General features: G+C 38.1%; 21 protein-coding genes. 11 read left to right on the plus strand and 10 right to left on the minus strand.

Going from position 1 to position 23,208, the window contains the following annotated elements:
* The first annotated feature begins 220 nt into the window (after positions 1-220).
* Positions 221-1,615: a C4-dicarboxylate transporter DcuC gene (dcuC, locus tag A3223_RS06365; protein WP_084109597.1), complete on the plus strand. Its 1,395-nt coding sequence runs from the start codon at positions 221-223 to the stop codon at positions 1,613-1,615.
* 9 nt (positions 1,616-1,624) lie between these two features.
* On the plus strand, positions 1,625-3,352 hold the full coding sequence (locus tag A3223_RS06370) for a peptidase M3 (RefSeq protein WP_084109598.1): 1,728 nt from the start codon (positions 1,625-1,627) through the stop codon (positions 3,350-3,352).
* Between the two features lie 9 nt (positions 3,353-3,361).
* Here A3223_RS06370 and A3223_RS06375 read toward each other — a convergent pair whose 3' ends face one another.
* The 9 genes from A3223_RS06375 to A3223_RS06415 all read right to left on the minus strand — a co-directional run bounded on the left by A3223_RS06375 (position 3,362) and on the right by A3223_RS06415 (position 10,615).
* Positions 3,362-3,784 (minus strand): Sua5 YciO YrdC YwlC family protein, encoded by a 423-nt coding sequence (locus A3223_RS06375; protein ID WP_084109599.1) that lies wholly within the window; start codon positions 3,782-3,784, stop codon positions 3,362-3,364.
* On the minus strand, positions 3,781-4,668 hold the full coding sequence (locus A3223_RS06380; RefSeq protein WP_084109600.1) for a DMT family transporter: 888 nt from the start codon (positions 4,666-4,668) through the stop codon (positions 3,781-3,783). Before A3223_RS06380 ends, A3223_RS06375 begins: the two co-directional genes overlap by 4 nt.
* A gap of 3 nt (positions 4,669-4,671) precedes the next feature.
* Positions 4,672-5,349 carry a DUF799 domain-containing protein gene (locus A3223_RS06385; RefSeq protein ID WP_084109601.1) on the minus strand — a complete coding sequence of 226 codons (678 nt, stop codon included), beginning with the start codon at positions 5,347-5,349 and terminating at the stop codon, positions 4,672-4,674.
* Positions 5,339-5,743 (minus strand): DUF4810 domain-containing protein, encoded by a 405-nt coding sequence (locus tag A3223_RS06390; RefSeq protein WP_084109602.1) that lies wholly within the window; start codon positions 5,741-5,743, stop codon positions 5,339-5,341. Before A3223_RS06390 ends, A3223_RS06385 begins: the two co-directional genes overlap by 11 nt.
* The gene (locus A3223_RS06395; protein ID WP_084041904.1) at positions 5,728-6,396 is read right to left on the minus strand and encodes a CsgG/HfaB family protein; all 669 of its coding nucleotides are present in this window, start codon (positions 6,394-6,396) and stop codon (positions 5,728-5,730) included. The genes A3223_RS06390 and A3223_RS06395 overlap by 16 nt, the downstream gene beginning before the upstream one ends.
* A gap of 47 nt (positions 6,397-6,443) precedes the next feature.
* Complete coding sequence (locus A3223_RS06400) at positions 6,444-7,802, minus strand: MATE family efflux transporter (RefSeq protein WP_084109603.1); 1,359 nt, start codon at positions 7,800-7,802, stop codon at positions 6,444-6,446.
* A 77-nt stretch (positions 7,803-7,879) separates the two neighbouring features.
* The gene (locus tag A3223_RS06405; RefSeq protein ID WP_084109604.1) at positions 7,880-9,211 is read right to left on the minus strand and encodes an acetyl-CoA carboxylase biotin carboxylase subunit; all 1,332 of its coding nucleotides are present in this window, start codon (positions 9,209-9,211) and stop codon (positions 7,880-7,882) included.
* Positions 9,211-9,663 carry an acetyl-CoA carboxylase biotin carboxyl carrier protein gene (gene accB, locus A3223_RS06410; RefSeq protein WP_084109605.1) on the minus strand — a complete coding sequence of 151 codons (453 nt, stop codon included), beginning with the start codon at positions 9,661-9,663 and terminating at the stop codon, positions 9,211-9,213. Before accB ends, A3223_RS06405 begins: the two co-directional genes overlap by 1 nt.
* A 109-nt stretch (positions 9,664-9,772) precedes the next feature.
* On the minus strand, positions 9,773-10,615 hold the full coding sequence (locus tag A3223_RS06415; protein WP_084109606.1) for a DUF3737 family protein: 843 nt from the start codon (positions 10,613-10,615) through the stop codon (positions 9,773-9,775).
* 118 nt (positions 10,616-10,733) lie between these two features.
* Between A3223_RS06415 and dcd the strand changes: the two genes are divergently transcribed.
* The 8 genes from dcd (at position 10,734) to A3223_RS06455 (ending at position 18,670) form a co-directional block, all read left to right on the plus strand.
* On the plus strand, positions 10,734-11,294 hold the full coding sequence (gene dcd, locus A3223_RS06420; RefSeq protein WP_021091674.1) for a dCTP deaminase: 561 nt from the start codon (positions 10,734-10,736) through the stop codon (positions 11,292-11,294).
* Between the two features lie 218 nt (positions 11,295-11,512).
* Positions 11,513-12,508: a UDP-N-acetylglucosamine 4,6-dehydratase (inverting) gene (gene pseB / locus A3223_RS06425; protein WP_084109607.1), complete on the plus strand. Its 996-nt coding sequence runs from the start codon at positions 11,513-11,515 to the stop codon at positions 12,506-12,508.
* Positions 12,505-13,617: a UDP-4-amino-4,6-dideoxy-N-acetyl-beta-L-altrosamine transaminase gene (pseC, locus tag A3223_RS06430; RefSeq protein WP_084109608.1), complete on the plus strand. Its 1,113-nt coding sequence runs from the start codon at positions 12,505-12,507 to the stop codon at positions 13,615-13,617. Before pseB ends, pseC begins: the two co-directional genes overlap by 4 nt.
* A gap of 3 nt (positions 13,618-13,620) precedes the next feature.
* Positions 13,621-14,301, plus strand: coding sequence for a pseudaminic acid cytidylyltransferase (pseF, locus tag A3223_RS06435; protein ID WP_084109609.1), 681 nt, complete (start codon positions 13,621-13,623; stop codon positions 14,299-14,301).
* Positions 14,302-15,174, plus strand: a complete 873-nt coding sequence (gene pseG, locus A3223_RS06440) for a UDP-2,4-diacetamido-2,4,6-trideoxy-beta-L-altropyranose hydrolase (protein WP_084109610.1) — start codon at positions 14,302-14,304, stop codon at positions 15,172-15,174.
* The gene (pseH, locus tag A3223_RS06445) at positions 15,159-15,617 is read left to right on the plus strand and encodes a UDP-4-amino-4,6-dideoxy-N-acetyl-beta-L-altrosamine N-acetyltransferase (RefSeq protein WP_084109611.1); all 459 of its coding nucleotides are present in this window, start codon (positions 15,159-15,161) and stop codon (positions 15,615-15,617) included. The genes pseG and pseH overlap by 16 nt, the downstream gene beginning before the upstream one ends.
* 3 nt (positions 15,618-15,620) lie before the next feature.
* A complete protein-coding gene (gene pseI / locus A3223_RS06450; RefSeq protein WP_084109612.1) occupies positions 15,621-16,652 on the plus strand; it encodes a pseudaminic acid synthase in 1,032 nt (343 codons plus the stop codon).
* Positions 16,649-18,670: a motility associated factor glycosyltransferase family protein gene (locus tag A3223_RS06455; protein ID WP_084109613.1), complete on the plus strand. Its 2,022-nt coding sequence runs from the start codon at positions 16,649-16,651 to the stop codon at positions 18,668-18,670. Before pseI ends, A3223_RS06455 begins: the two co-directional genes overlap by 4 nt.
* 313 nt (positions 18,671-18,983) lie before the next feature.
* On the opposite strand, the gene A3223_RS06460 is transcribed toward A3223_RS06455, so the two are convergent.
* A complete protein-coding gene (locus tag A3223_RS06460) occupies positions 18,984-20,489 on the minus strand; it encodes a flagellin B (RefSeq protein ID WP_084109614.1) in 1,506 nt (501 codons plus the stop codon).
* Between the two features lie 189 nt (positions 20,490-20,678).
* Here A3223_RS06460 and topA point away from each other — a divergent pair, with 189 nt between their 5' ends.
* Positions 20,679-22,796: a type I DNA topoisomerase gene (gene topA, locus A3223_RS06465; protein ID WP_180378709.1), complete on the plus strand. Its 2,118-nt coding sequence runs from the start codon at positions 20,679-20,681 to the stop codon at positions 22,794-22,796.
* Positions 22,797-23,208 lie beyond the last annotated feature (412 nt).

The raw sequence follows: 23,208 nt of genomic DNA on the forward strand, positions 1-23,208 counted from the left end.
TACAATAGTCGCACTTAATATTAAAATTTTATATTCATCTTTTACATCTTAGTCATAAAAGTAGCAATCTCATTTATAAAATCGATAATATTTTTATAAATAAAAGCGAAATTTCAATATAACAAGTAGTATAATTGCAAGTATATAAATATTATTTTTATATTTAAGTGTATTTTTGATTTTGTATTCTGGTTTTTAAATATCTTAATAAGGAGCAAAAATGCATACTCTTGGTCTAATCATAGCCTTACTTACGCTTTTTGTTGTAGGCTGGGCGATTTTAAAAGGCAAATACGCCACTTTCGTGCTTTTACTATCTGGCGTTATCATGCTTGTCTCTTCGGTCATTCTTGATACGGGAAAATTTTTACCAGAAAAGGTAAAGAGCACTGGAAATTCCTTACTAGATATAGTTGAGTTTATCCGCTATATGCTCTCAAATAATTTTTCGCAACTTGGACTTTTAATTATGTTAATGGTCGGTTTTGCAAGTTATATGACTCATATCGGAGCAAATCAAGCCTTTGTAGGCATCGCCACAAAAAGGTTTAAAGCCATAAAAAGCCCATATTTTATGATATTCATAGCTTTTTGCGTAGCAAAACTTATAAGCATGGTAATAACTAGTGCAGTTGGACTTGGCGTGCTTTGTCTTGCACTTCTTGGACCAGTTCTTATATCACTAGGACTGAATAAGCTAAGCGTTGGTAGTATTTGTGCGATGAGTGGAGCTAGCTCAATGGTACTTCTTGGCTCATCAACAGCTGCTGCTGCAAAAGCAACTGAACTTGAGGTGCTTGATTATGTTTTTATCTATAAAATTCCAGCAGCTCTTCCAACTGCGCTCGTGATCGGCATTGCATTAGTTCTTTGGAATAGATACTTAGACAAAAAAGAAGGTTGGGTTTGTAGCGAGCATGTAGGAGAGAGCATTAGTTTTGACGATAAGGTGGATGTTCCAAAAGAGCAAGCACCTATGATCTACGCTCTTTTACCATTTTTACCGATGATTTTAGTAGTAGTTTTTTCGCCATATTGTTTAAAAACTATAAAACTAAACATATCAAGTGTCATAATCCTTTCTATGATAATTGCTATGGTTTTTGAAGCATTTAGACATAAATTTAGCTTTGAAAAGCTTGGCGAAGGGCTAAAAGTATTTTTTAATGCCATGGCAAAAAGCTTAAGTGGTGTTGTTATGCTAGTTGTAGCAGCTGGTATATTTGCTGAAGGGTTTAAAGCTCTTGGTATGCTTGATGCTATTGTAAATTTGGCAAAAAGCATAGGCTTTGGGGGACTTGGCATGTCTATACTTTTTGTATTTATAACAACCATCGTTACAATCATAGCTGGCTCAAATGGTGCAAGCTTTTATCCGCTTTTAAACATGGTGCCAAATATAGCTAAGAGCTTAAACATCAACTCTGTTATGCTCGTGCTTCCTATGCATCAAGCCTCCACAATAGCTAGACCACTTTCACCTGTCTCTGGCGTAGTGGTAGCCATTTCAGGTATGCTTCACATTAGCCCGCTTTCGCTCATTAAAAGATGTAGCGTGCCAGCTATTTTAGGTCTTATAAGCCACCATATATTTGTATTTTTACTATCATTTTAAGGAGAAAATATGAGATGGAGCTTTGATGATTCTTATGTAGATTTTAATAGCGAAATTTTTATCTCATCGTTTGAAAATCTAAAAGCACAAAATGAAAATTTGGTTAATTTTTTAAACAATAGTGAGCTTACCAAAGCTATCATCTCATACGAAGAAGCATACAAGGAAGCAGCTAGCCTACTCGCATTTTGTCGTTGCAAAAGTAGTGATAATACAAAAGATGAGCTAGCTAGTAAATTTGAGTTAAAAATAAAAGAGCAAAAAGCTAAACTTGATACGGCAAAGGAGCTACTTTTTGATAAATTTGATAGCCTAAAAAGTGATGATAAAATTTTTCAAAGCACTCAATTTAAACATATAAAATTTCTATATTTAGAGCATAAAAATAGCAAGAGCAAAATACGAAAAAAGAGCGAAAGAGAATTTTTTGCAAATTTAGCGCTCACAAATTTTTTTCCACTTTTTGCAAATTTTAGACATCTAAATAATTTAATAAATATCTCTGCTACCAATAAAAATGCAAATACACAAAGCTATAATCTTGCAAAATGTATGGGTATATTAAAAGGATCAGATGATGAAATTTTACGCAAAAATGTGTTTGATGGCCTGAGTTCTCACTATGATAAATTTGCCGATCTTTATCTTGATATCTTAAATATGCTTCATGGATTTAGACTGGCTAAATTTAAGGCAGCAAAAGTTGATTTTTTAACTCCAAGCCTTGAAGAAAATAAAATGAGCCTTGACACTTTAAACGCCATGCAAGAAGCCATTAGCAAAAGATTGGAAAAAATAAGAGAATGCGTAAGAGTAAGAGCTAGCTTTTTAGGTGACAAAAGCATGAGAAGTTGCGATCTTTTGGCACCTTATCCACTTAGCAAGCACAGTGAAATTTCTCATGACGAGGCTATTAAAATCATCAAAAAAGTATTAAAACCACTGGGTGAAGATAGCTTTATCAAGCTTATGATAGATAAACACTGGATAGAAAGCGAAGTGCGAGAGAATAAAGCTGGTGGAGCATTTTTTGTGAGTTTGCCAAAATTTAAGCAACCAAGAATTTTTACCACCTACATGAATACTCTTTCGCACTTAATCCAGCAAGCTCATGAGCTTGGGCATGCTTGGCACTACTACTTGATGCGTGATCTTCCGGTTTTAAGCGCAAATTTTCCAATGAGCTTAGCCGAGAGCGCGAGTACATTTAATGAGACTCTTTTACGAAATGAGCTAAAAAAAGATAACTCCCTTAGGGTAGAAATTTTATGGCAGGAACTAAAAAGCGCTGCAAATTTTTTACTTCATATAAGCGTTAGATACGAGTTTGAGACTGGTTTTATAAAGCTGCGACAAAAAGGTCAAGTCAGCAAAAAAGATGCAAGCGATCTTTTAAAACAAGCTTGGGATAAATTTTATAAAGACAGCACGAGCGATGTTGAAGAATTTTTGCCATATTTTAAGCCACATTTTTATAAAACAGATAACTACATTTACAACTATCCTTATAGTGTCGGTTATCTACTATCACAATTTTTTCTAAGTGAGTTTAAAAAAGATGAAGCAAAATTTTGCAAAATTTATAAACAATTTTTAATAGAGTGTGGTACAAAAAGTGTGGAAGAGCTAATGAAAAAACACTTTAAAAAAGATACAACAAAGTGCGAATTTTGGCTGATTGGTATAGATGAAGCACTAAAAAATTTAGATGAGTTTAAAAAGGTAGTGGCTGTATAAATTTACTAGTTATCTTAAACGTTTTATTTTTTTTCGAGAAATTTTATAAATTTTTGATGGAGCATCTTCGAAAAAATGATCATCTACTATTTCATCAGCCACGCTCATAGCCCAAGCTTCATTAAAATTTTGCCCATTTTTGTTTGCACTGCTTGAATAAAGCCAGTCAAATTTAGCTAAAAATTTTTCGTGCTCACACTCTTTTACGACTCTAATAGCCTTTAAATTCGGATACAAAAATGTGGCTTTTCTTGAACGGCGTATGAAATTTTTATATTTTTTTGGCACTCTAACAAGCTCATTTAAAACGCTAAATTTTGCCGTCGTGATAAGGCAAGGCTTATTTTCATCACGCATTTTGGCCCTATTTATCTCTTTATAATCTTTACTCAAAAAGCCAGCTGTCGTATCAGTTTGTGCTAGAAATATCATAATTTTTCTCTTTTTGATAGTAAAAATATACAAGAGATTATTAGAGCAAATCCTAAAAAATCCCAAAATACGAATTTTGTTCCAAGCCAAAAATAGCCAAAAAATGCTGCGCTTAGCGGTTCTATGCAGGCTAATAAACTAGCTTTTGCTGCGCCTATTAGCTTAACACCTATCATATAAAAGCTAAATGCAAAAATGGTGCCAAGCGTAATAACAGCAATAAATGCAAGCCATTGATTTATCCCATTAAGCCCAGCAAATTCCCAAAGTCTCATATAGCAAGCAAGCACCACTCCGCCCATAACCATTCCCCAGCCAAGTGTGAGAGTGACTGAATATTTAGTATTTAGCCTTGCTGGAGCAAGATTATAAACACAAACGCAAATAGCGCTAACTAAGCACCAAAATAGTGCTTTTGGCGAAATGACAAGAGATGAAATTTGCGCATGTGTGCTCAGGAAAAATACGCCAAGCATGGCTAAAAATAGAGCCAAAATTTCAAGTTTTCTTGGGACGCGTTTTTCTTTTATACAAATGACCATTAAAATTAAAGCAGGAGCAGTGTATTGAATAACAGTTGCAACTGCGGCATTTGAAAGCTCAATGGAGTAAAAATAAGCATACTGCGTCATCATAAGCCCAAGCAAAGCATAGACTAAAAACTCGCTAAGGAGCTTTATATCTTTAATCGGAGCAAAAACGGTACTTGGTTCTTTAAAAGCATAAAAAATCACAATAACAATGCCAGCTAGCATCAGTCTATATGGCACCAAAAAATCAGAATTTATACCAAGTGAAAATAGATACTGCCCACAAACCCCACTAAATCCCCAAAGGATACCGCCAACTAAAGTAAGGAGTATCCCAAGACGATGAGTGTTCATTAATTATCTATCTTTATGAAGCTGTGCATCTTTGCCATAATGCGGCGAATATGGTCCATAAAGTATGCAGTTATGGCAATCTCTTGAAAACAAATAAGCATCTGCCATCACTGCTAGATCATACGATCTATCTGAGATGGTATTTGCCACTTGTGAGATGACAGCTGAGACTAACATACCAAGTAGGCTACTTTGGCCACTACTGCTATCTTCTGCTGCTATGGCACTACCTTGCCAAAGAGTAGCGCCACTTTTTATATCGATAAGCTTTGCTTCAAGAATGACCTTTGTTGAGCTTGAGATGACTGCATAGCTCGTACCATAATCTTTTATGTTTATATAAAGCACACTATCGGCATGAAAAATTTTATCAAGCTTATTTAGTGGCACGGCTGCGATCTCGCTTGGCTCGGTTATGCCATTTAGCTTAAAGGTATCATTTACAAGAGCCACTGGAAATACATAGTATCCTGCTTCACTTAGTGGTGCGACTGCATTTGCTAAAACAGCTGCTGGGCCTGAAATTTCTGTGCTATCGTTTGTTGGCATAAGCACTAAGATAGAGTGAGGTCTTTTTTGTAAAAATTCTGAGTAGTCGTATGGCTCAGGCTCTTTTATAGAGCAACCCGTAAAAAATACTGCTAAAAATGCAAAGGCTATAAATTTAAGGCTATTTTTCATTATTTGCCCCCTCTTTTTGCTCTACTTTTTTTGGAGTTAAATTTTTAGAGCCTTTGATGAAATTTATATACTCTCTTGACTCTGGGAAATTCTCTACTTCTTTGTCAAAATTTGCATTTGCAGCGCCTAAATTTCCGTTATTTAGATACAAAAGTCCAAGGTGTGCGTATACGCCAGGAGCGATCTTATAGCCCTTTTGTGTTGAGATCTGCACCAAATTTTCTAAGCGTGAAATTTGCTCGTTTGTATCGCCCTCTTCATTTAGATAGCTATATAGCGAGCTACTATATGATCCATCCCAATAATAAAGTGATCTTGGGCCGTTTGAATGACCGCAACCCGCTAAAAATAGCACAAAAAGCGCAAAGCTGGCAAGCTTTATTTTACTTGCCATGCTCCACTTTCTATACCATTTACTAGATTATTTACCGCTTCAATAATAGCTAGGCTTAAAACCTTGCCATTTAGCGTAGAGTCGTATCCTGCTGTGCCGCCAAAGCCGATGATCTCTCTGTTTGAAAGGGTGTATTCGCCAGCGCCACTAACCGAATAGACAACCTCAGCCGTTTTGGTATCAACGATATTTAAATTTACCTTTGAATAGGCAGTTTGTTGCTTGCCTTTGCCAAGTATGCCAAATAGCTGATGATCGCCTGTTGTCTTGCGACCAAACTCGGTTACATCACCGGTTATCACGTATCTTGCACCTTTTAAATTTTGAGCAGTTTTACTTAGCTCGCTCTCTTGTTTGATCACTTTCATATTTGATCTATCAAGCACCAAAAATCTGCCACTTTGCTGTAAATTTGTGATCAAAATGCTTTGAGCTTGGTTGCCAAGCCTATCCTCGCCATCAGCAAATACACCATTTTGGTAAGCTGATTGATTATTAAATCGGCCTATCGAAACCGAAATTTTTTGACCATTGTAAACTGTGCCGTAGCTTGCTACTTTTGGAGTCTCAACAACCCTTGAGCTCTCACTCGCACATCCAGCAAAAAGAGCTGCCGTAAGCAAAACTGCACCAACTTTAAATACATTTTTCATTTTTTATCCTTTGCGACAAAATCGCTTGTATATTACTAAATTTCTTTTTAAATAGCTTTAAATTTCATCCATGTGCCTTTTAGGTATCTAATCGTAAAAAGCACCGCCTTTACAGCCCAGTCAGCAAACATTGCAAACCAAGTACCTATCATGCCAAGATCAAATGTGAGCGCAAAGATATAGGCCAAGATGACTCTACAAGCAAACATACAAATTAAATTTACAATCATCGGATATTTAGCATCCCCAGCAGCACGAAAAACAGTCGGATACGTATAGGCAAGTGGCCAAATAAGGCACATAGCGATACCGTGATACCAGACGATCTGTCTTGTTAAATTTATGGCTTCGCTTGAGAGATTATAAACAAGAAGCAATGGCTCAAGTAAAAGCAAAATTACTGTTGTGCTAAAAAGCTGGACAATATAGATGCTTATCATCGACTTTCTTACGTAAAATTTAGCCTGAGCAAAGTCGTTTGCGCCAACGCACCTTGAGATGACTACACTAAGTCCTGTGCCTATCGCCATGCCAGGGAGCACTTGAAACATCACGATCGTCCCTCCCACGGCATTTGCAGCGATACTTGCCGTACCAAAGAGTGAAACAAGGCTCAAAACGATGATGCGACCCACGTAAAACATCGAATTTTCAAAACCATAAGGCACTCCGATATTTAAAATTTTCTTGATGATCTCGTAGTCAAATTTATAGATAAAGCTCTTTCTTATGTGAAGTTTTAGCCTTATATCAAGAAGCAAATAGACTATGACAAAGCAAGCAAGCATCTTGGCTATAAGCGTACTGATGGCGATACCTAAAACACCAGTATGAAATGTATAAATACTAATGGCAGTTAGAAGTACGTTTAATAAATTTGCAGCCGCCATAATATACATAGGTAGCTTTGCGTTTGACATCGTGCGAAAGATCGCCGCAGCTGCTGCATAGACAGCCAAAAATGGTGCAGAAATGGCCGAGAAAACAAGATAGTGGCTAGCATCATGCCTTACTTGCTCTTTAATATCGCCAAAGACATAATCTAGGATAATATCTTTTAAAACTATGATGACCGCTGCGATAAAAAGGGCAAAGATAAAACTAAACCAGACGAGCTGATTTGCTGTGATTTTGGCATTGCCACTTTGTTTATTGCCTAGATACTGGCTAGCAACCACTGAGCCGCCAGTAGCGATAGCTGTAAAAATGCTAATAAATAGCGCCATGACAAATTCCACAAGACTAATCGCACTTACAGCGCTTTCACTAACACTTGCTGCCATTAGCGAGTTTGCAAGCCCTAAGCTATACTCTAAAAACTGCTCAACCGCAATAGGGAAAAATAGCTTTGCAAGATCGGCATTTGAGAAAAATTTTGTATTTTGATCTTTGGTTTTGTTTACCATGCTTCCCCTAAGATAAACTTAAAAAATTTTAATATTTAAGCCAAGATCTGCTTTTTGCAAATCCTGACTTAAAAATTTTAGTGTCTTGAAAGATAATTTGTATCGTAGTTATTGCTTAAAAAGTCTTTATTTTCCATCATGGCGATGTGAAAATCTTTTGTTGTTTTTATGCCATTTATTATGAGCTGATCAAGAGCTACTTTCATCTTATGGATCGCCCTATTTCTGTCGGTGTCCCAAACTACGAGTTTGCCGATCATGCTATCGTAATACGGCGGTATAGAGTAGTCTTGATAGATATGGCTATCCATTCTTACATTGCGGCCACCTGGGCAGACATATTTTGTGATCTTGCCAGGACACGGAGTAAAGGTATTTGGATCCTCGGCTGTTATTCTACACTCGATCGCATGGCCTTTTAGCTCAATACTCTCTTGCGCTGGTAGTGCCTCGCCCTCAGCTACTTTTATCATAAGCTCGATGATATCAAGACCGCTTACCATCTCACTCACTGTGTGCTCAACTTGAAGCCTAGTGTTCATCTCGATGAAGTAAAAGTCCAAATTTTTATCAACTAAAAACTCAAACGTACCAGCTCCCTCGTAACCGATCGCTTTTGCCGCTTTTATGGCTGTTTCGTGAAGTCTCTCTCTTGTTTTTTCATCAAGTAAAATAGCTGGGCTTTCTTCGATCAGCTTTTGGTGGCGACGCTGCATAGAACAGTCGCGCTCGCCGATGTGAAGCACATTGCCATGGCTATCACCGATGACTTGAACTTCGATGTGGCGTGGGTTTAGGATATATTTTTCCATATACATTGTTCCGTCGCCAAATGCGCTCATAGCTTCACTTTCAGCAGACCAAAATGCTTTTTCTAAATCCTCTTCACGTTCAACTACACGCATACCGCGTCCGCCGCCGCCTGCTGCAGCTTTTAGTATGACTGGATAGCCTATTTTTTTAGCTAGCTCTTTTGCTGCTTTTGTGTCAGCCACAGCGCCGTCTGAGCCAGGTATGACTGGTACACCAGCTCTTTGCATAACCTGCTTTGCCTTGCTCTTATCGCTCATCAAAGCCATCGCAGCAACACTTGGTCCTATAAATTTGATCTTATGATGCGAGCAAATTTCTACGAAATTTTGATTTTCACTTAAAAAGCCATATCCAGGGAAAATAGCGTCTGCTTCGCTAATCTCAGCCGCACTTATAATAGCTGGGATATTTAGATAGCTATCACTTGAGCGCTCTTTACCGATGCAAATAGCCACATCAGCATATTTTACGTAAAGTGCGTCTTTATCAGCGGTTGAATAGACTACAACGGCTTCTTTGCCCATCTCCTTTATCGTTCGCAAAGCACGAAGAGCGATCTCGCCGCGGTTTGCGATTAAAATTCTTTTTAATTCCATTAATTTTTCTCCACGCCAAATAACGGCAATCCAAACTCAACTGGCTGTCCGTCAGAGACTAGCATCTCAGTGATCTGGCAGTCAAACTCAGCCTCGATCTCGTTCATAATCTTCATAGCCTCAATAATACCGACTACATCGCCCTTTCTTACTCTTTGACCTACTTTTACGAATGGGGCCGCACCTGGGCTTGGAGCAGCGTAGAAAGTACCTACCATAGGAGATTTTATGCTATCTTTTGGCGTATTTGATGCTGGTTTTACCTCTGAGCTAACGACTACATTTACGGGTGTTGGTGCTGGAGCTGCTGCTTGTGCTACTGGTTTAGCAGGTGCACAATAATCTGCAAATTTCTCAAGCTCTACTTCAAAATCACCGCTTTTTATCTTGATATGATTCATCTCCATATCATTAAAAAATTCGATAAGCTCTTTTATATCTTCTTTTTTCATAGAAATTTCTCCTAAATTTTTATATAAGCGTCTAATTGTAGCGAAAATTAGATAAAAAATTTTTTTATGAAGCAAAAACGAGAACTCAAAGTTACTCTTTTTTGCTAAGTTATTTTTCAGTAATAATTATCTTAATGCCTTTAGTATCAACTAAATTTTCATCGATGATGATCTCATCTATCTTTGCTGCCATTATTACGCCACTTTTTGGATTTTTTATGCTTTTTATTGCTCCGTTTATGCTCACATCAACATTTGAATACTCAAACGCAAGACTTGTATCCATAAAAATGCAATCTTTTACAATCAAATTTTCCACGTAACAAAGGGCTTGTAAACTCTTTATCGTGCAGTTTATAAGCGTCACATTTTTTGAGTTCCAAGCCAGATATTCGCCTGAGATTAGACAGTTTTGTGCGGTCACGTTTTCGCAGTTCCAAAATGCATCTTTTGAAATGAGCTTTGAGTTTGTGATATGGATATTTTTACAACCATCAAAGCAGTAGTTTCCGTCTAAATTTAGCCCATCGATCTCTAAATTCTCGCTATTTGCCCCGAAGTAATCGCCTTTTGCAAAAACATTTTTTATCTTCACATCCGCGCATCCCCAAAGTGTTTCACTAGCATCTGAAAAATTTATATTTTCTAATGAAATTTGTGAGCTTTTTCTAAAGCTTTTTGGAGCGTTGATGAGCGCGTCTTTGAAACTTAAATTTGTACTGTACCACATGCCAGCCCTTGCTAGAGGCTCCAAGTATCCGCCATTTAGCGTGATATCATTTGCATACCAAAGTGGGTATTTGTAGGCAAAAACGCACTCATTTAGCTTTAAATTTGAGCTGTGCTTTAGCGGCGATTCGCCATCTTCAAAGATACAGTTTGTAAAATTTACACTTTTTGCCCCAAACATCGCACGCTCGCCAGTAAAAATTTCTGAATTTTTCTCTTGCATTTTTGTCCTTTATTAATTTTTGCTGTTAAAATTATACTAATTTTCATCTAATTTAGTCGCTTTATTAAATTTACTTTAAAGACGCAAATCGTTATAATCGCCCAAAAAAGGAGCAAAAATGGGTTTAAAGTCAGACTCTTGGATAAGAAAAATGTCAGTTGAGAAAAATATGATAGTGCCATTTGCCGAGGAGCAAGTGGGTCGTGGCGTCGTTAGTTACGGCGTTTCTAGCTATGGCTACGATATCCGCGTTGGTGATGAGTTTAAAATTTTTACAAACATCGGCGGAACCGTGGTTGATCCCAAAAATTTCGACGAGAAAAACGTAGTAGATTTTAAGGGCGATGTCTGCATCGTGCCGCCAAATTCATTCGCTCTAGCGCGCACGATCGAGTACTTTAACATGCCTGATAACGTGCTAGCGATCTGCCTTGGCAAAAGCACCTACGCAAGGTGCGGTATCATCGTAAACGTCACGCCTTTTGAGCCTGGATTTAAGGGGCACATCACGATAGAGATTTCAAATACTACGCCACTTCCTGCAAAAATTTATGCGAACGAAGGCATCGCACAGGTGCTATTTATCGAGGGTGACGAACCTTGTGAGGTGACTTATGCCGACAAAAATGGTAAATACCAAGCCCAAGAAGGTATCACGCTACCAAGAATTTTGAAGTAATTTTCATGCCTTTGCGACCTTGCAAAGGCTAAATTTAAATACTACTTTTACAATTTCCTCTAAACATTAATTAAAATTTGACGAAATAGAATCTAGAAAGATAAAAAAATTTTTAATAAATTTTAAAATTTTGGCATAGCTTTTGCTTAAATTTTTATAAAATACAATTTAGATTTAGCTATTTATACCCCAAAAAATAGTTAGTAAAGGGCGCAATAATGTTTAATGATAAATCAATACTAATCACCGGCGGAACAGGAAGTTTTGGTAAAAAATACACCGAAATTTTGTTAAAAAAATACAATCCAAGAAGGCTAGTTATCTACTCACGCGACGAGCTAAAGCAATACGAAATGGCTCAAGTCTTTAAAGATAAAGCGATGCGTTTTTTCATCGGCGATGTGAGGGACTATAAGCGCTTAAGAACCGCGATGAGTGGTATAGACTACGTCATTCACGCAGCTGCGATGAAACACGTACCAATCGCAGAATATAACCCAATGGAGTGCATAAAAACAAACATAGATGGCGCTCAAAACGTCATCGACGCCTCTTTGGAGTGTGGCGTTAGCAAAGTGATCGCACTCTCAACTGACAAGGCGTGCAACCCTGTAAATTTATATGGAGCTACAAAGCTAGCAAGTGACAAACTCTTTGTCGCTGCAAATAACATTGTTGGAGACAAAAAAACAAGATTTAGCGTCGTAAGATATGGAAATGTCGTTGGCTCTCGTGGATCAGTCGTGCCGCTCTTTAAAAAACTGATCGCACAAGGTGAAAAAGAACTTCCTATCACGCATGAGAAGATGACCAGGTTTTGGATCACGCTTGAACAAGGTGTAAATTTCGTCCTTAAAAACTTTGAGAGGATGAAAGGCGGCGAAATTTTCATACCAAAGATCCCATCTATGACGATGGTCGATCTTGCAAAAGCCCTTGCACCAGAGCTTGGCGTCAAGATCATAGGCATTCGCCCAGGCGAAAAGATGCATGAGATGATGATCTCAAGAGACGACGCGCATCTTACATACGAATTTGATGATTACTACGTTATTAGTCCGTCTATCCAGTTTTTAACAGCGCAAGACTTCTCAACAAATGCTCTTCATCAAAAGGGCAAACCAGTGAGCGAGGACTTTGAATATAGCTCAAATACAAATAAAATTTGGCTCGATAGAGCAGGCCTTCTTGAGATGATAGGAGATGCTAAATGATCCCTTACAGCCGTCAGCAGATCACAGAAGAAGATATCAAGGTAGTAGCAGATGCACTAAGAGACGACATCTTAACAGGTGGCCAAAAGGTTAGTAAATTTGAAGAGGAGCTGGCAAAGTATGTTGGCGTAAAGCACGTTATCGTCATGAACTCAGCCACTTCTGCCCTTCACGTAGCCTATCTTAGCCTTGGCGTAAAGGCTGGCGATGAAGTGATCACGACGCCTATCACCTTTGCAGCCACTGCAAATGCGGCTTTGATGGCAGGAGCGCAGATTAAATTTTGCGACGTAAAAGCAAATGGCAACATCGATGAAGAGAAAATTCCAGCTCTTATCACACCAAAGACAAAGGTGATAACCGCGGTCGACTACGGCGGTAACCCAGTGGAGCTAGATAAGATCATAAATTTAGCCAAAAAGCACGGTATAAAAGTGATAGACGACGCCTCTCACGCTCTTGGTAGCGTGCAAAACGGCATAAAAGTGGGCGTTAAGGCTGATATTAGCATATTTAGCTTTCATCCAGTAAAGCCTATCACCACACTTGAGGGCGGCGCACTTGCTACAAACGACGATGAGCTAGCAAGACTTGCAAGACTTTATAGAAGCCACGGTATCGCCAAAACAAAGCTTTGGGATAGCGATATGAGCCTGCTTGGGTATAACTATAGGATCACAGACGTAGCCTGCGCTTTGGGACTTAGCCAGCTAAAAAGACTGGACGACTTTATCGCTAAAAGAAATGAGATAGCTAAATTTTATGATGAGAAATTTAGTGAGTGTGAATATTTTAAAACCATAAATATCCCAGCAAATACAACTAGCTCAAGGCACCTATATCCAGTACTTTTGGATGAGAAACTTTGGGATAAAAAAGAGCAAATTTTTGAAGCACTCTTGCAAAAAGGTGTTGGCGTGCAGGTGCACTACAAGCCAACATATAAATTTAGCTTTTATAAAGCACTACTTGGTGAAATTTCACTGCCAAATGCGGAGAAATTTTATAGCGCCGAGCTTAGCATCCCATGCCATCACGGCATGAGCGTGGATGATGCTAAATTTGTAGCTAGCACGCTATTTGATGTGCTAAAAAGCTTTAGCGAGTAAAAAATGATCTGCATCATCCCAGCAAGAGGCGGCAGCAAGAGGATACCTGGCAAAAACATAAAAGACTTTTTAGGCAAGCCCTTAATCGCATATAGCATCGAGGCTGCGTTAAATTCTAAAGTTTTTAGCGAAGTGATCGTAAGCACCGATGATGAAATGATCGCAAATGTGGCTAGAGAATTTGGAGCTAGCGTGCCATTTTTTAGAGATGCGAGCCTAAGCGATGACTACGCGACAAGCACTGACGTGATAAAAGACGCGATAAAGCGCGTAAATTCTAGCTTTAGTGATGTCTGCTGCCTTTATGCCACAGCACCGCTCATAACGGCTGAAATTTTAAAAGAGGCTGCAGGAGAGTTTAAAAAGCAGGAGTGTAAATTTTTATTTTCAGCGACTGCGTTCGATTTTCCTATACAAAGGGCGATAAAACTTGATGAAAACGCTAGCGTTAGCATGTTTTATCCTCAGTTTGAAAAGACACGCTCGCAAGATCTTGAGCCTGCGTTTCATGACGCTGGGGCATTTTATTTTGGCAAAAAAGAGGCTTGGCTGGAGTGCAGTGCTTTGTTTGCGCCACACTCAAAGGCATATTTGCTGCCAAGAAATTTAGTCTGCGATATCGACACGCTAGAGGATTTTGAGTTTGCTAAGAAGCTTTATTTGATAAATAATGGAAAGATCTGATTGAAAGAATTTAAAGGACTCCTCTTGCTAAAAACGCTCGTGCGCACTGATAGTAGCAGCAAGATAGGGCATGGGCACATCAGGCGAGACCTTTTGCTTGCTAAAAAATTTAACGACATCTCATTTGCATCTTTGAGGCTAGATGGTGACATTTTTGATGAGATAAACTACCCTAAATTTAGTTTAAGTAGTGGCGAGATAGATGAACTTTGTGAACTTATAAAAGATGATAAATTTGAGCTTCTCATCATCGACCACTACGGCTTTAGCTTTGAAGACGAAAGAGCTATAAAAGAAAAAACCGGCGTTAAAATTTTATCATTTGATGACACTTACGAAAAACATTTTGCAGACTACATATTAAATGTAAATTTATATGCGCAAAAGGCAAGATATGAGGTACTGGTAGAAAAAGATAGCGAAGTTTTTTGCGGAAGCGAATTTTTACTAGTTAGAGATGAGTTTTATGAAGAAGCGCAGGTAAAAAGGGAGAAAATTTACGACTATGCTATCATTCTTGGAGGCACTGATATCTCAGGGCTAAGTGCTAAAATTTCAGAAAAACTGCTCTTAAAAGGACTAAAAACAGCCGTCATAACAACTAGCGGAAATAAAAACTTAAGCGCTCTAAAAGAGATATCTAGTAAAAACGAAAATTTTAGCCTTTTTGTAGATAGTAAAAAAGTAGCAAGGCTGATGAATGAAGCCAAAATACTCATCATAACAGCAAGCTCGCTTGTAAATGAAGCTTATGTTTTGAGAGCTAAATTTAAAGCCATTTGCGTAGCGGATAATCAAAAAGAGATCTTTGCTTGGCTAAAAGAAAATGGGTATGAAGCTTACTGGGGAGATGAAATTTGCTTGAGCTTATAAATTTTACTTCACTTAGCGATGAGCAAAAGCTGATGGTCTTAAAGTGGCGAAACGACGAGCGTATAGCCAAATTTATGAAAAACAAAAGCGTTGGCAAAGCGGAGCATTTTGCTTTTTTAGAGAGATTAAAGAGCATTCAAGATAAGATTTATTTTTTAGTAAAAGACGAGAGTGAATTTATCGGAGTGATAAGCTTTGTTGATATCACGAAAGAAAGTTGCGAATTTGGCGTTTATAAAAACCCGGAGCTAAAAGGAGTGGGCAAAAAACTGCTTGATCTCATAAAAGAGTATGCATTTTTTACATTAAAGGTTGGCTCGCTAAAGGCAAAAGCTTATAATAACAACGAAAAAGCGCTCGCGCTTTATAAAAATTTTGGCTTTAGTATCTACGCAAAAGATGACGAGTTTAGTTACCTTGAGCTTAAAAATAAAACGGACTAACGGATGAAAATAGGAAATTTTGATACAGACAAAAAGGTCTTTATAATAGCAGAGCTCTCCGCTAATCACAGCGGTAGCCTAAAAACGGCGGTAGATACAATAAAGGCAGCCAAACGTGCTGGAGCTGATGCGATAAAGCTTCAGACATATACACCTGATAGTTTGACTCTAAATTCGTGCCTAGACGACTTCGTCATAAAGGGCGGACTTTGGGATGGGAGAAATTTTTACGAGCTTTACCAAGAGGCATTAACGCCAAGAGAGTGGCATGCTGAGCTTTTTAAAGTGGCAAAAGAGGAAGGGCTTGTCTGCTTTTCAAGTCCATTTTGCAAGGATGACGCCAACTTTTTAGAGCAGTTTAACCCACCAGCTTATAAGATCGCAAGCTTTGAGGTAACGGACTATGATTTTGTAGAGTTTGTAGCGAAAAAAGGCAAGCCCATCATCATCTCAACTGGCATAGCCTATGAAGAAGAGATAAGAGACGTGGTACAAATTTGTAAAAATGCAGGTAATAGTGACATCGCCCTTTTAAAATGCACCTCAAGCTACCCAGCACCGCTAAATGGCATGAATTTACAAACGATAGCTGACATGAGAGAGAAATTTGGCGTTGAGGTCGGCTTTTCAGATCATACCTTAGGCGTGACAGCTCCAGTAGTGGCGGTTAGCCTGGGTGCTAGGATAATTGAAAAGCATTTTATACTTGATAAAAGCGTAAAGAGCGTTGATAGCGCATTTAGTCTTGATGAGAGCGAATTTGCTCTTATGACAAAATGCGTTAGAGAGGCCGAGGAGCTTTTAGGCAAAGTAAACTACGAGCTAGATGAAAAAGCAGTTTTAAACAGGAGATTTTCACGCTCACTTTATGCAAGCGCGGATATAAAAAAAGGTGAAATTTTTAGCGAGCAAAATATAAGGAGCGTGCGCCCAGGATATGGTCTGCATCCTAAATTTTTAAAAGAACTGATCGGAAGGCCAGTAAAAAGAGATATAAAATTTAGCGAAAGAGTAACAAAAGAGGATTTAATATGAATAGTAAAAACAATAAATTACCTGACAAAAAGACTAACCTGCCTAAAGATAACGGAGTGAATACTCAAAATCCTATCTTTCAAAAAAATCTTCAAGCACTATTTCAGCAAGACGAAATTCTGGCGGCTAGGCTTTGGTCTATTGCTGGCAATGAAGACTACGAAATTTTTATAGGGAAAGATCCCATTGATATAAATTTAATAAACAAGCATACTTTTAAATATATCTATGAAAATCCTGAAGCAGACATTTTAAAGCTACTTGAAGATACAGAAAGTGATTATAAACGTTATCCAATACTATTTTTTTATGGACTAGGCAATGGCGTGCTCTATAAAGCATTAGCAAAAAATGAAACGCACCAAAAAATAGTAGTTATAGAGCCAGAGATCGAGATCATATATCTTGTTTTAAATGTCATTGATCTATCAAATGAACTAGAAAGTGGGCAAATAATACTTTTTTATTCAAAATTTGCAACCTATACACATTTTTATTATCTGGTTACAGAAGCAAAACTAAACTCATATGCAAAAACCTATGATAATCTTATGATTCATATGCCTTTTTATGATCAATTTGAAGAAGACTACATAAGAATAAACAAAGAGATTACAAGAGCATTTTCTCAAATAGTAGTTGCTCACGGCAATAGCATAGACGATCTTTTATTAGGCACAAGACAAAATTGCGAAAATTTGGTACCAATGATTAGCAATTACTGCTACACAAGTCTTGTTAAAAAAAGATATGGTCTTATGGATACGGCTATAATTGTATCAACTGGCCCAAGCCTAGATAAACAGCTTAATACACTTAAGAAATTTGCTCCATATGTTAGCATTATAAGCGTTGATGCCTCTTACCCAATCCTTGCAAGGCATGATATCAAGCCTGATTATGTAATGTCGATTGAAAGAATAGAACCAACTTCTAGTTTTTTTGAAAAAAAACATCCAAATATTGATGACAATATACACTTTATCGTTGCCTCAGTTACACACAAGCAAACTATTAAAAATATCTTGCCAAGAAAACTAGTACTAACCATGAGACCTCAACAAGAGGAGTATATGTTTGGTCTAAAAAGATATGGATATTTGGGCGTAGGACATAGTTGTGCAAACATGGCCTATCAACTAGCCTATGTCTTAGGACATAAAAATATCGTTTTCATAGGACAAGATCTAGCATTTGGTAAAGATGGGGCGAGCCATGCAAAAGGTCATGCCTTTGCGCAAGCGGATGAAAATTTATATGTTAAAGCTTATGGCGGAGAGGGAGAGGTTAAAACAACGTATGTTTGGACTCTATTTAAAAACCAGTTTGAAAATGATATCGCCCAATCAAGTCTAGAGAATATAAAATCATATAACTGTACCGAAGGTGGTGCTAGAATAGAAGGCACTATAGAAAAGCCGTTTTTAGAAGTAATGCATGAGCTTTGCAAAGATAAAGAGATTAAAAAACTGCCTAATATAAAAAAAGATAGTGAAACGACGGTAAATAAAAATCTTTTAAAAGCTTATAAAGTCATACTTGCAAAAATAAAAGCTCAAAGTGAAGTCAAACAACAAATAGAAAAAGTCTTTTTAGAAGTAGTGCCTAGTATAGATAAATTGCTTGAGCTCAATAAAGAAAATAAAATAGAAAAAAAGCACTTTGATGAGCTTCTTAAAATAACAAAAAAGATAGATAAACTAAAAGATGTAATCGCAAAACGTAATTATCAAAAATATGTAGATAATATATTGCAAATTTCAGTCTACTATCAAGAACTTGAGCTTGCAAAAATTTCTGTAGCACCAAGTGACACAACAATCCAAAAAACCAACAAGCTTCTTATGTGGGTAAATATGCACAAGTACTGGATGTTCTCCGCAGCTGGCGGACTAAATGCCGACATCGAAGTTACTAAAAAAGCTTCAAAAGCACTTGTTGCTGAGCTAAAAAAGAGAAAACTAATAACTAAAAACGATATAGGAAAAGCAAAAGAAAATTTTATACTGAGTATATAAGCTAATTTGTAAGTAGAATTATTTTACTTACAGTATTTTTATTTGGCTTACTAGTTTTAGTAAGCCTCTATCACAATTATAAATTTATAACACAACCCATTATAAACCACTAGAGCAAAGATAAAATAGATACATTACTATTTATTTTAGTAGATAAAGCCCCAAAGTTAAACTCTGGGGCGTGGGTTTGCGTATTGTAAAAGCATTAACACTCTTAAGGCTTTGTTACTGCGACAAAGCCTCTATCTAAAACCTTAATGAAACTATTGCAGTAGCTTCATTACGTTTTCGAGGAAACTTCACTCAGCTCCTACTATTGTAGTAGCTTCATTACGTTTTGTTGTACGCTGTTTGCTTGACTCATAGCATAAGCACCTGATTGAGCTAGGATGTTATGTTTTGAGAAGTTAGCAGACTCGCTAGCAAAATCAACATCTCTGATTTGAGACTCTGCTGATTTTACGTTAACTTGAGTTACAGTAATGTTATTAACTGTAGCTTGAAGTTGGTTTTGAACTGAACCAAGGTCTGAACGAACTTGATCAAGTGTTTTTTGAGCAGACTCAGCGATACTCATAACAGCCATTGCACCGCGAAGTGTCATAACACCAGCAGATTGAGCTACTGATAAAGCTCCACTCATTCTTTGGAAGCCCATAGCAGTTGCTAGGGTTTTATCTATTTGGCCTCTTATATCTCTTAATGATACTGATTGTTGAGCACCACCATTAGCAGAGAATGCTACTGATAGTTTAGTGCCACCACCACCATTTAGTTTAATATCTCTACCATCAAGACGAACTAGATTTAGTCTACCTACGAATCCAGTTAAAGATGTACCTTTAGCAGCTGCACCTTTACCGCCAAGACCTTTTGAGATATCTTTACCAGTTGCAACTATAGCACGACCATCACGGCTTGTTAATACCATTTTGCCTGTTTCAGCATCAACAGAAGCTTCAACACCAGTTTGATCTTTTACAGAGTTGATAGCATTTACAAGCGCACCGTTTGCATCATTTGCTTTAACTTCTAGGTCACCTATTTTAACGCCGTTGATTGTTAAAGATTTGATTTCGCCACCGGCAATAGCAGCACTTGCTTTCCAAGTAACATCAGCTGTAGCTCTAACACCAGTTTTATCAGCAACTTTGTTGATGTTCTCAGCTAGAGCACCAAGACCTTTACCGATACCTGTTGATATAGTAGCAGATGTAACGCCTACATCGTTTACACCATCAACGTTTAAGAATTTAAGATTTACTACATCCATCTTGGTAAGTAATTTTGAACTCTCGAAACGTGTAAGACCGATCTTATCAGACGTAGTCGCACCAATACTTGCTTTAACAGTTTGGTTTGAGTAAGCACCTATTTGAAATTCTTTATTAGAGAATGTTCCGTTTAGTAGTTGCTGACCGTTAAATGAAGTAGTGTTACCGATATTGTCAAGCTCTTCCATTAGACGAACGATATCAGCTTGCAATGCTTGGCGTGATTGAGTTGTTTGGCCGTCTTGAGCTGATTGAGTAGCTTTTGTCTTGATAGTATCAAGAATTTTTAGCTGCTCGTCCATAGCTTTATCGGCAACTTGAATGATACCAATAGCATCATTACCGTTTGCAATAGCTTGACCTAAAGCTGAAGCTTGACTTCTTAAGCTATCTGCAATAGATAGACCTGAAGCATCGTCTGCAGCTGTTTGAATCCTAAGACCTGAGCTAAGTTTGTTAAGTGACTTAGATAGGTCAGTGTTGTTGCTAACTGCGTTAGCGTGTGTGTTAAGTGCGTTTACGTTTGTGTTAATACGAAAACTCATTGTAAATCCTTTTAATTTTTTAGTTACGACTTCTTGTCGCACAAAAACTATATCGTGAAATTTTCTAAAAACTTTATAGGCATGAATGAAAAAATTTTTAAAATAATGAAGACGGATTTGATTTTTTATGCCTTGATACTTTAAAAATTATTTTTGCTACAATTACGCCAAAAAAATTAAAGGCTATATATAATGAAAAGCTTAATCATCGTGGAATCTCCCGCAAAAGCAAAGACTATCAAAAATTTCCTAGACAAAAGCTACAACGTCATCGCCTCAAAGGGCCACATCAGAGACCTGCCAAAAACGAGCTTTGGTATCAAGATAGAAGATGATAAATTTACCCCAGAATACCGCGTCAGCAGTGATCACTCTGCCATTGTAAAAGAGATAAAAGAGCTCGCCAAGGGTGCTGATGAAATTTATCTCGCGACCGATGAGGATAGAGAGGGTGAGGCGATCGCGTTTCACATCGCAAACGCCATCGGCAAAGAGCCAACCAGCCTGCCTCGCATCGTCTTTCATGAGATCACCAAAAGTGCCATACAAAACGCTCTAAAAAGCCCAAGACACGTCGATATGAATAGCGTCAATGCCCAGCAAACAAGGCGCTTGCTTGACCGCATAGTTGGCTACAAGCTAAGCCCGCTTTTAAATTTAAAGATACAAAAAGGCTTAAGCGCTGGACGTGTGCAAAGTGCGGCCCTAAAGATAATAGTCGATCGTGAGCGTGAGATACAAGCGTTTAAGCCGGTTGAGTACTACACTATCGACACCATTTTTAAAAAAGATCTAGACGCTGAGCTGGTTAAATTTGAAAACCAAAAGATCGAAAAGCTCACTATCCAAAATCCAGACCGCGCAAAATACATCATTGAAAATTTACAAAATGAGAAATTTAGTGTCCGTGAGATCGAGAGCAAGGATAGAAAGATCCAACCAAGTCCGCCATTTATGACTTCAACACTTCAGCAAAGTGCGAGCAACCGCCTTGGCTTTAGCCCCAAAAAAACGATGATGATCGCACAAAGCCTCTATGAGGGCGTGCAAACAAACGAGGGTTTCATGGGTGCGATCACTTACATGAGAACGGACAGCTTAAATTTAGCCAAAGAGGCTGTCGCGGCCGCTAGAGAGCATATATTGCAAAACTACGGCAAAGAGTATCTGCCAGCCAAAGTGATAAGCTACACGACAAGCTCAAAAGGCGCGCAAGAAGCCCACGAAGCGATCCGCCCTACAAATTTAAACTTCACACCGCAAATCGCGGCTAAATTTTTAGAAAAAGATGCACTCAAACTCTACACGCTCATCTACAATAGATTTTTAGCCTGCCAAATGAGCGCATGTGTGAGCCAAACGCAAAATGTCTATGTCGCAAGCGAAAAAGGCGAGTTTAAGATAAGCGGCAGAAAGGTACTATTTGACGGCTTTTACAAAGTTTATGGCGAGCTTGATAAGGATAAAATTTTGCCAAATTTAAAAAAGGGCGACGAGATGAGCTTGCAAAGCATAAAAAGCACGCAAAATTTCACCGAGCCACCAGCTAGGTACTCAGAAGCTGGCCTTGTTAAGAAGTTAGAGAGCCTAGGTATCGGCCGCCCAAGTACCTACGCACCGACTATCACACTACTAACTTCAAGAGACTACGTAAGGGTCGAGAAAAAGCAGCTCATACCAAACGAGATTGCATTTAGCATGATAGGCGTTTTGGAGGAGCACTTTAGCAACATCGTCGATAGCGAATTTACCTCACATCTTGAAGAAAAGCTCGATGAGATCGCACTTGATAAGGCTGACTGGCAAAAGGTGCTAAGCGACTTTTACTATCCATTTATGGAAAAAATAAGCGCTGGCAAAACTGGCATAAAAAGCCTAAAAACAGCTACTCCAATCGGCGAGAAGTGCCCAGAGTGTGGAAGCGAGCTAGTGCTTAGAAAGGGCAGATACGGCGAGTTTATCGCTTGCTCAAATTTCCCAAAATGCAAATACTCAAGAAACATCGCAAAAGATAATGAAAAGAGCACAGAGGCCAGCACTACTGCGGCAGCTAAACCAAAACGTGAGCTTAAAAAGCTTGACGTACCATGTCCAAAATGTGGCGGCGAGATCGTCGAGAGATATAGCAGGCGCGGTAAATTTTATGGATGTGCCAACTATCCAAAATGCGACTTCATCTCAAACTACGAGCCAGTTGAGCAAAAATGCGACGAATGTGGCGGCGATATGATCAAGAAAGAGCTTAAAAAAGGCACATTTATAGAGTGCACAAAATGCAAAAAAAAGACGCTTATCTCTGAAAACTAAAAAATTCTAGCCAAATTTGAGTCCTTGAGCCTAAATTTGGCTTTTATAAATTTGGAATTTAAATGCCTGACACCACCGCTAAGCTTAGCCAGCATAAAGGGCAAAAACCTCGTCACCAACTACACTCAGTTAGAGGGCAGCTTCACATCGTAGCACTCACTTTTTGGGCTTTTTGGCAAGCTCAGACCCTACTAATTTTAAAAACTACCTTTTTATAAGAAAAAGTAATGTCATAAAATTTAAGCTTTTCGCATAGTTTTTAATAAATTTATATCTTAGAGCAAATTTTAAATTCCATTCACTCGCAAGAGTTGACTACTAAATTTTAGTTTCGCTTGCAGCTTAGCTCAAATTTTAGAGCCAAAATTACTTGTTCATAAAATTTTAAAATTTATATGACACTTACCAGATA

The organism is Campylobacter concisus (assembly GCF_002092855.1).
Lineage (GTDB): Bacteria > Campylobacterota > Campylobacteria > Campylobacterales > Campylobacteraceae > Campylobacter_A > Campylobacter_A concisus_AI.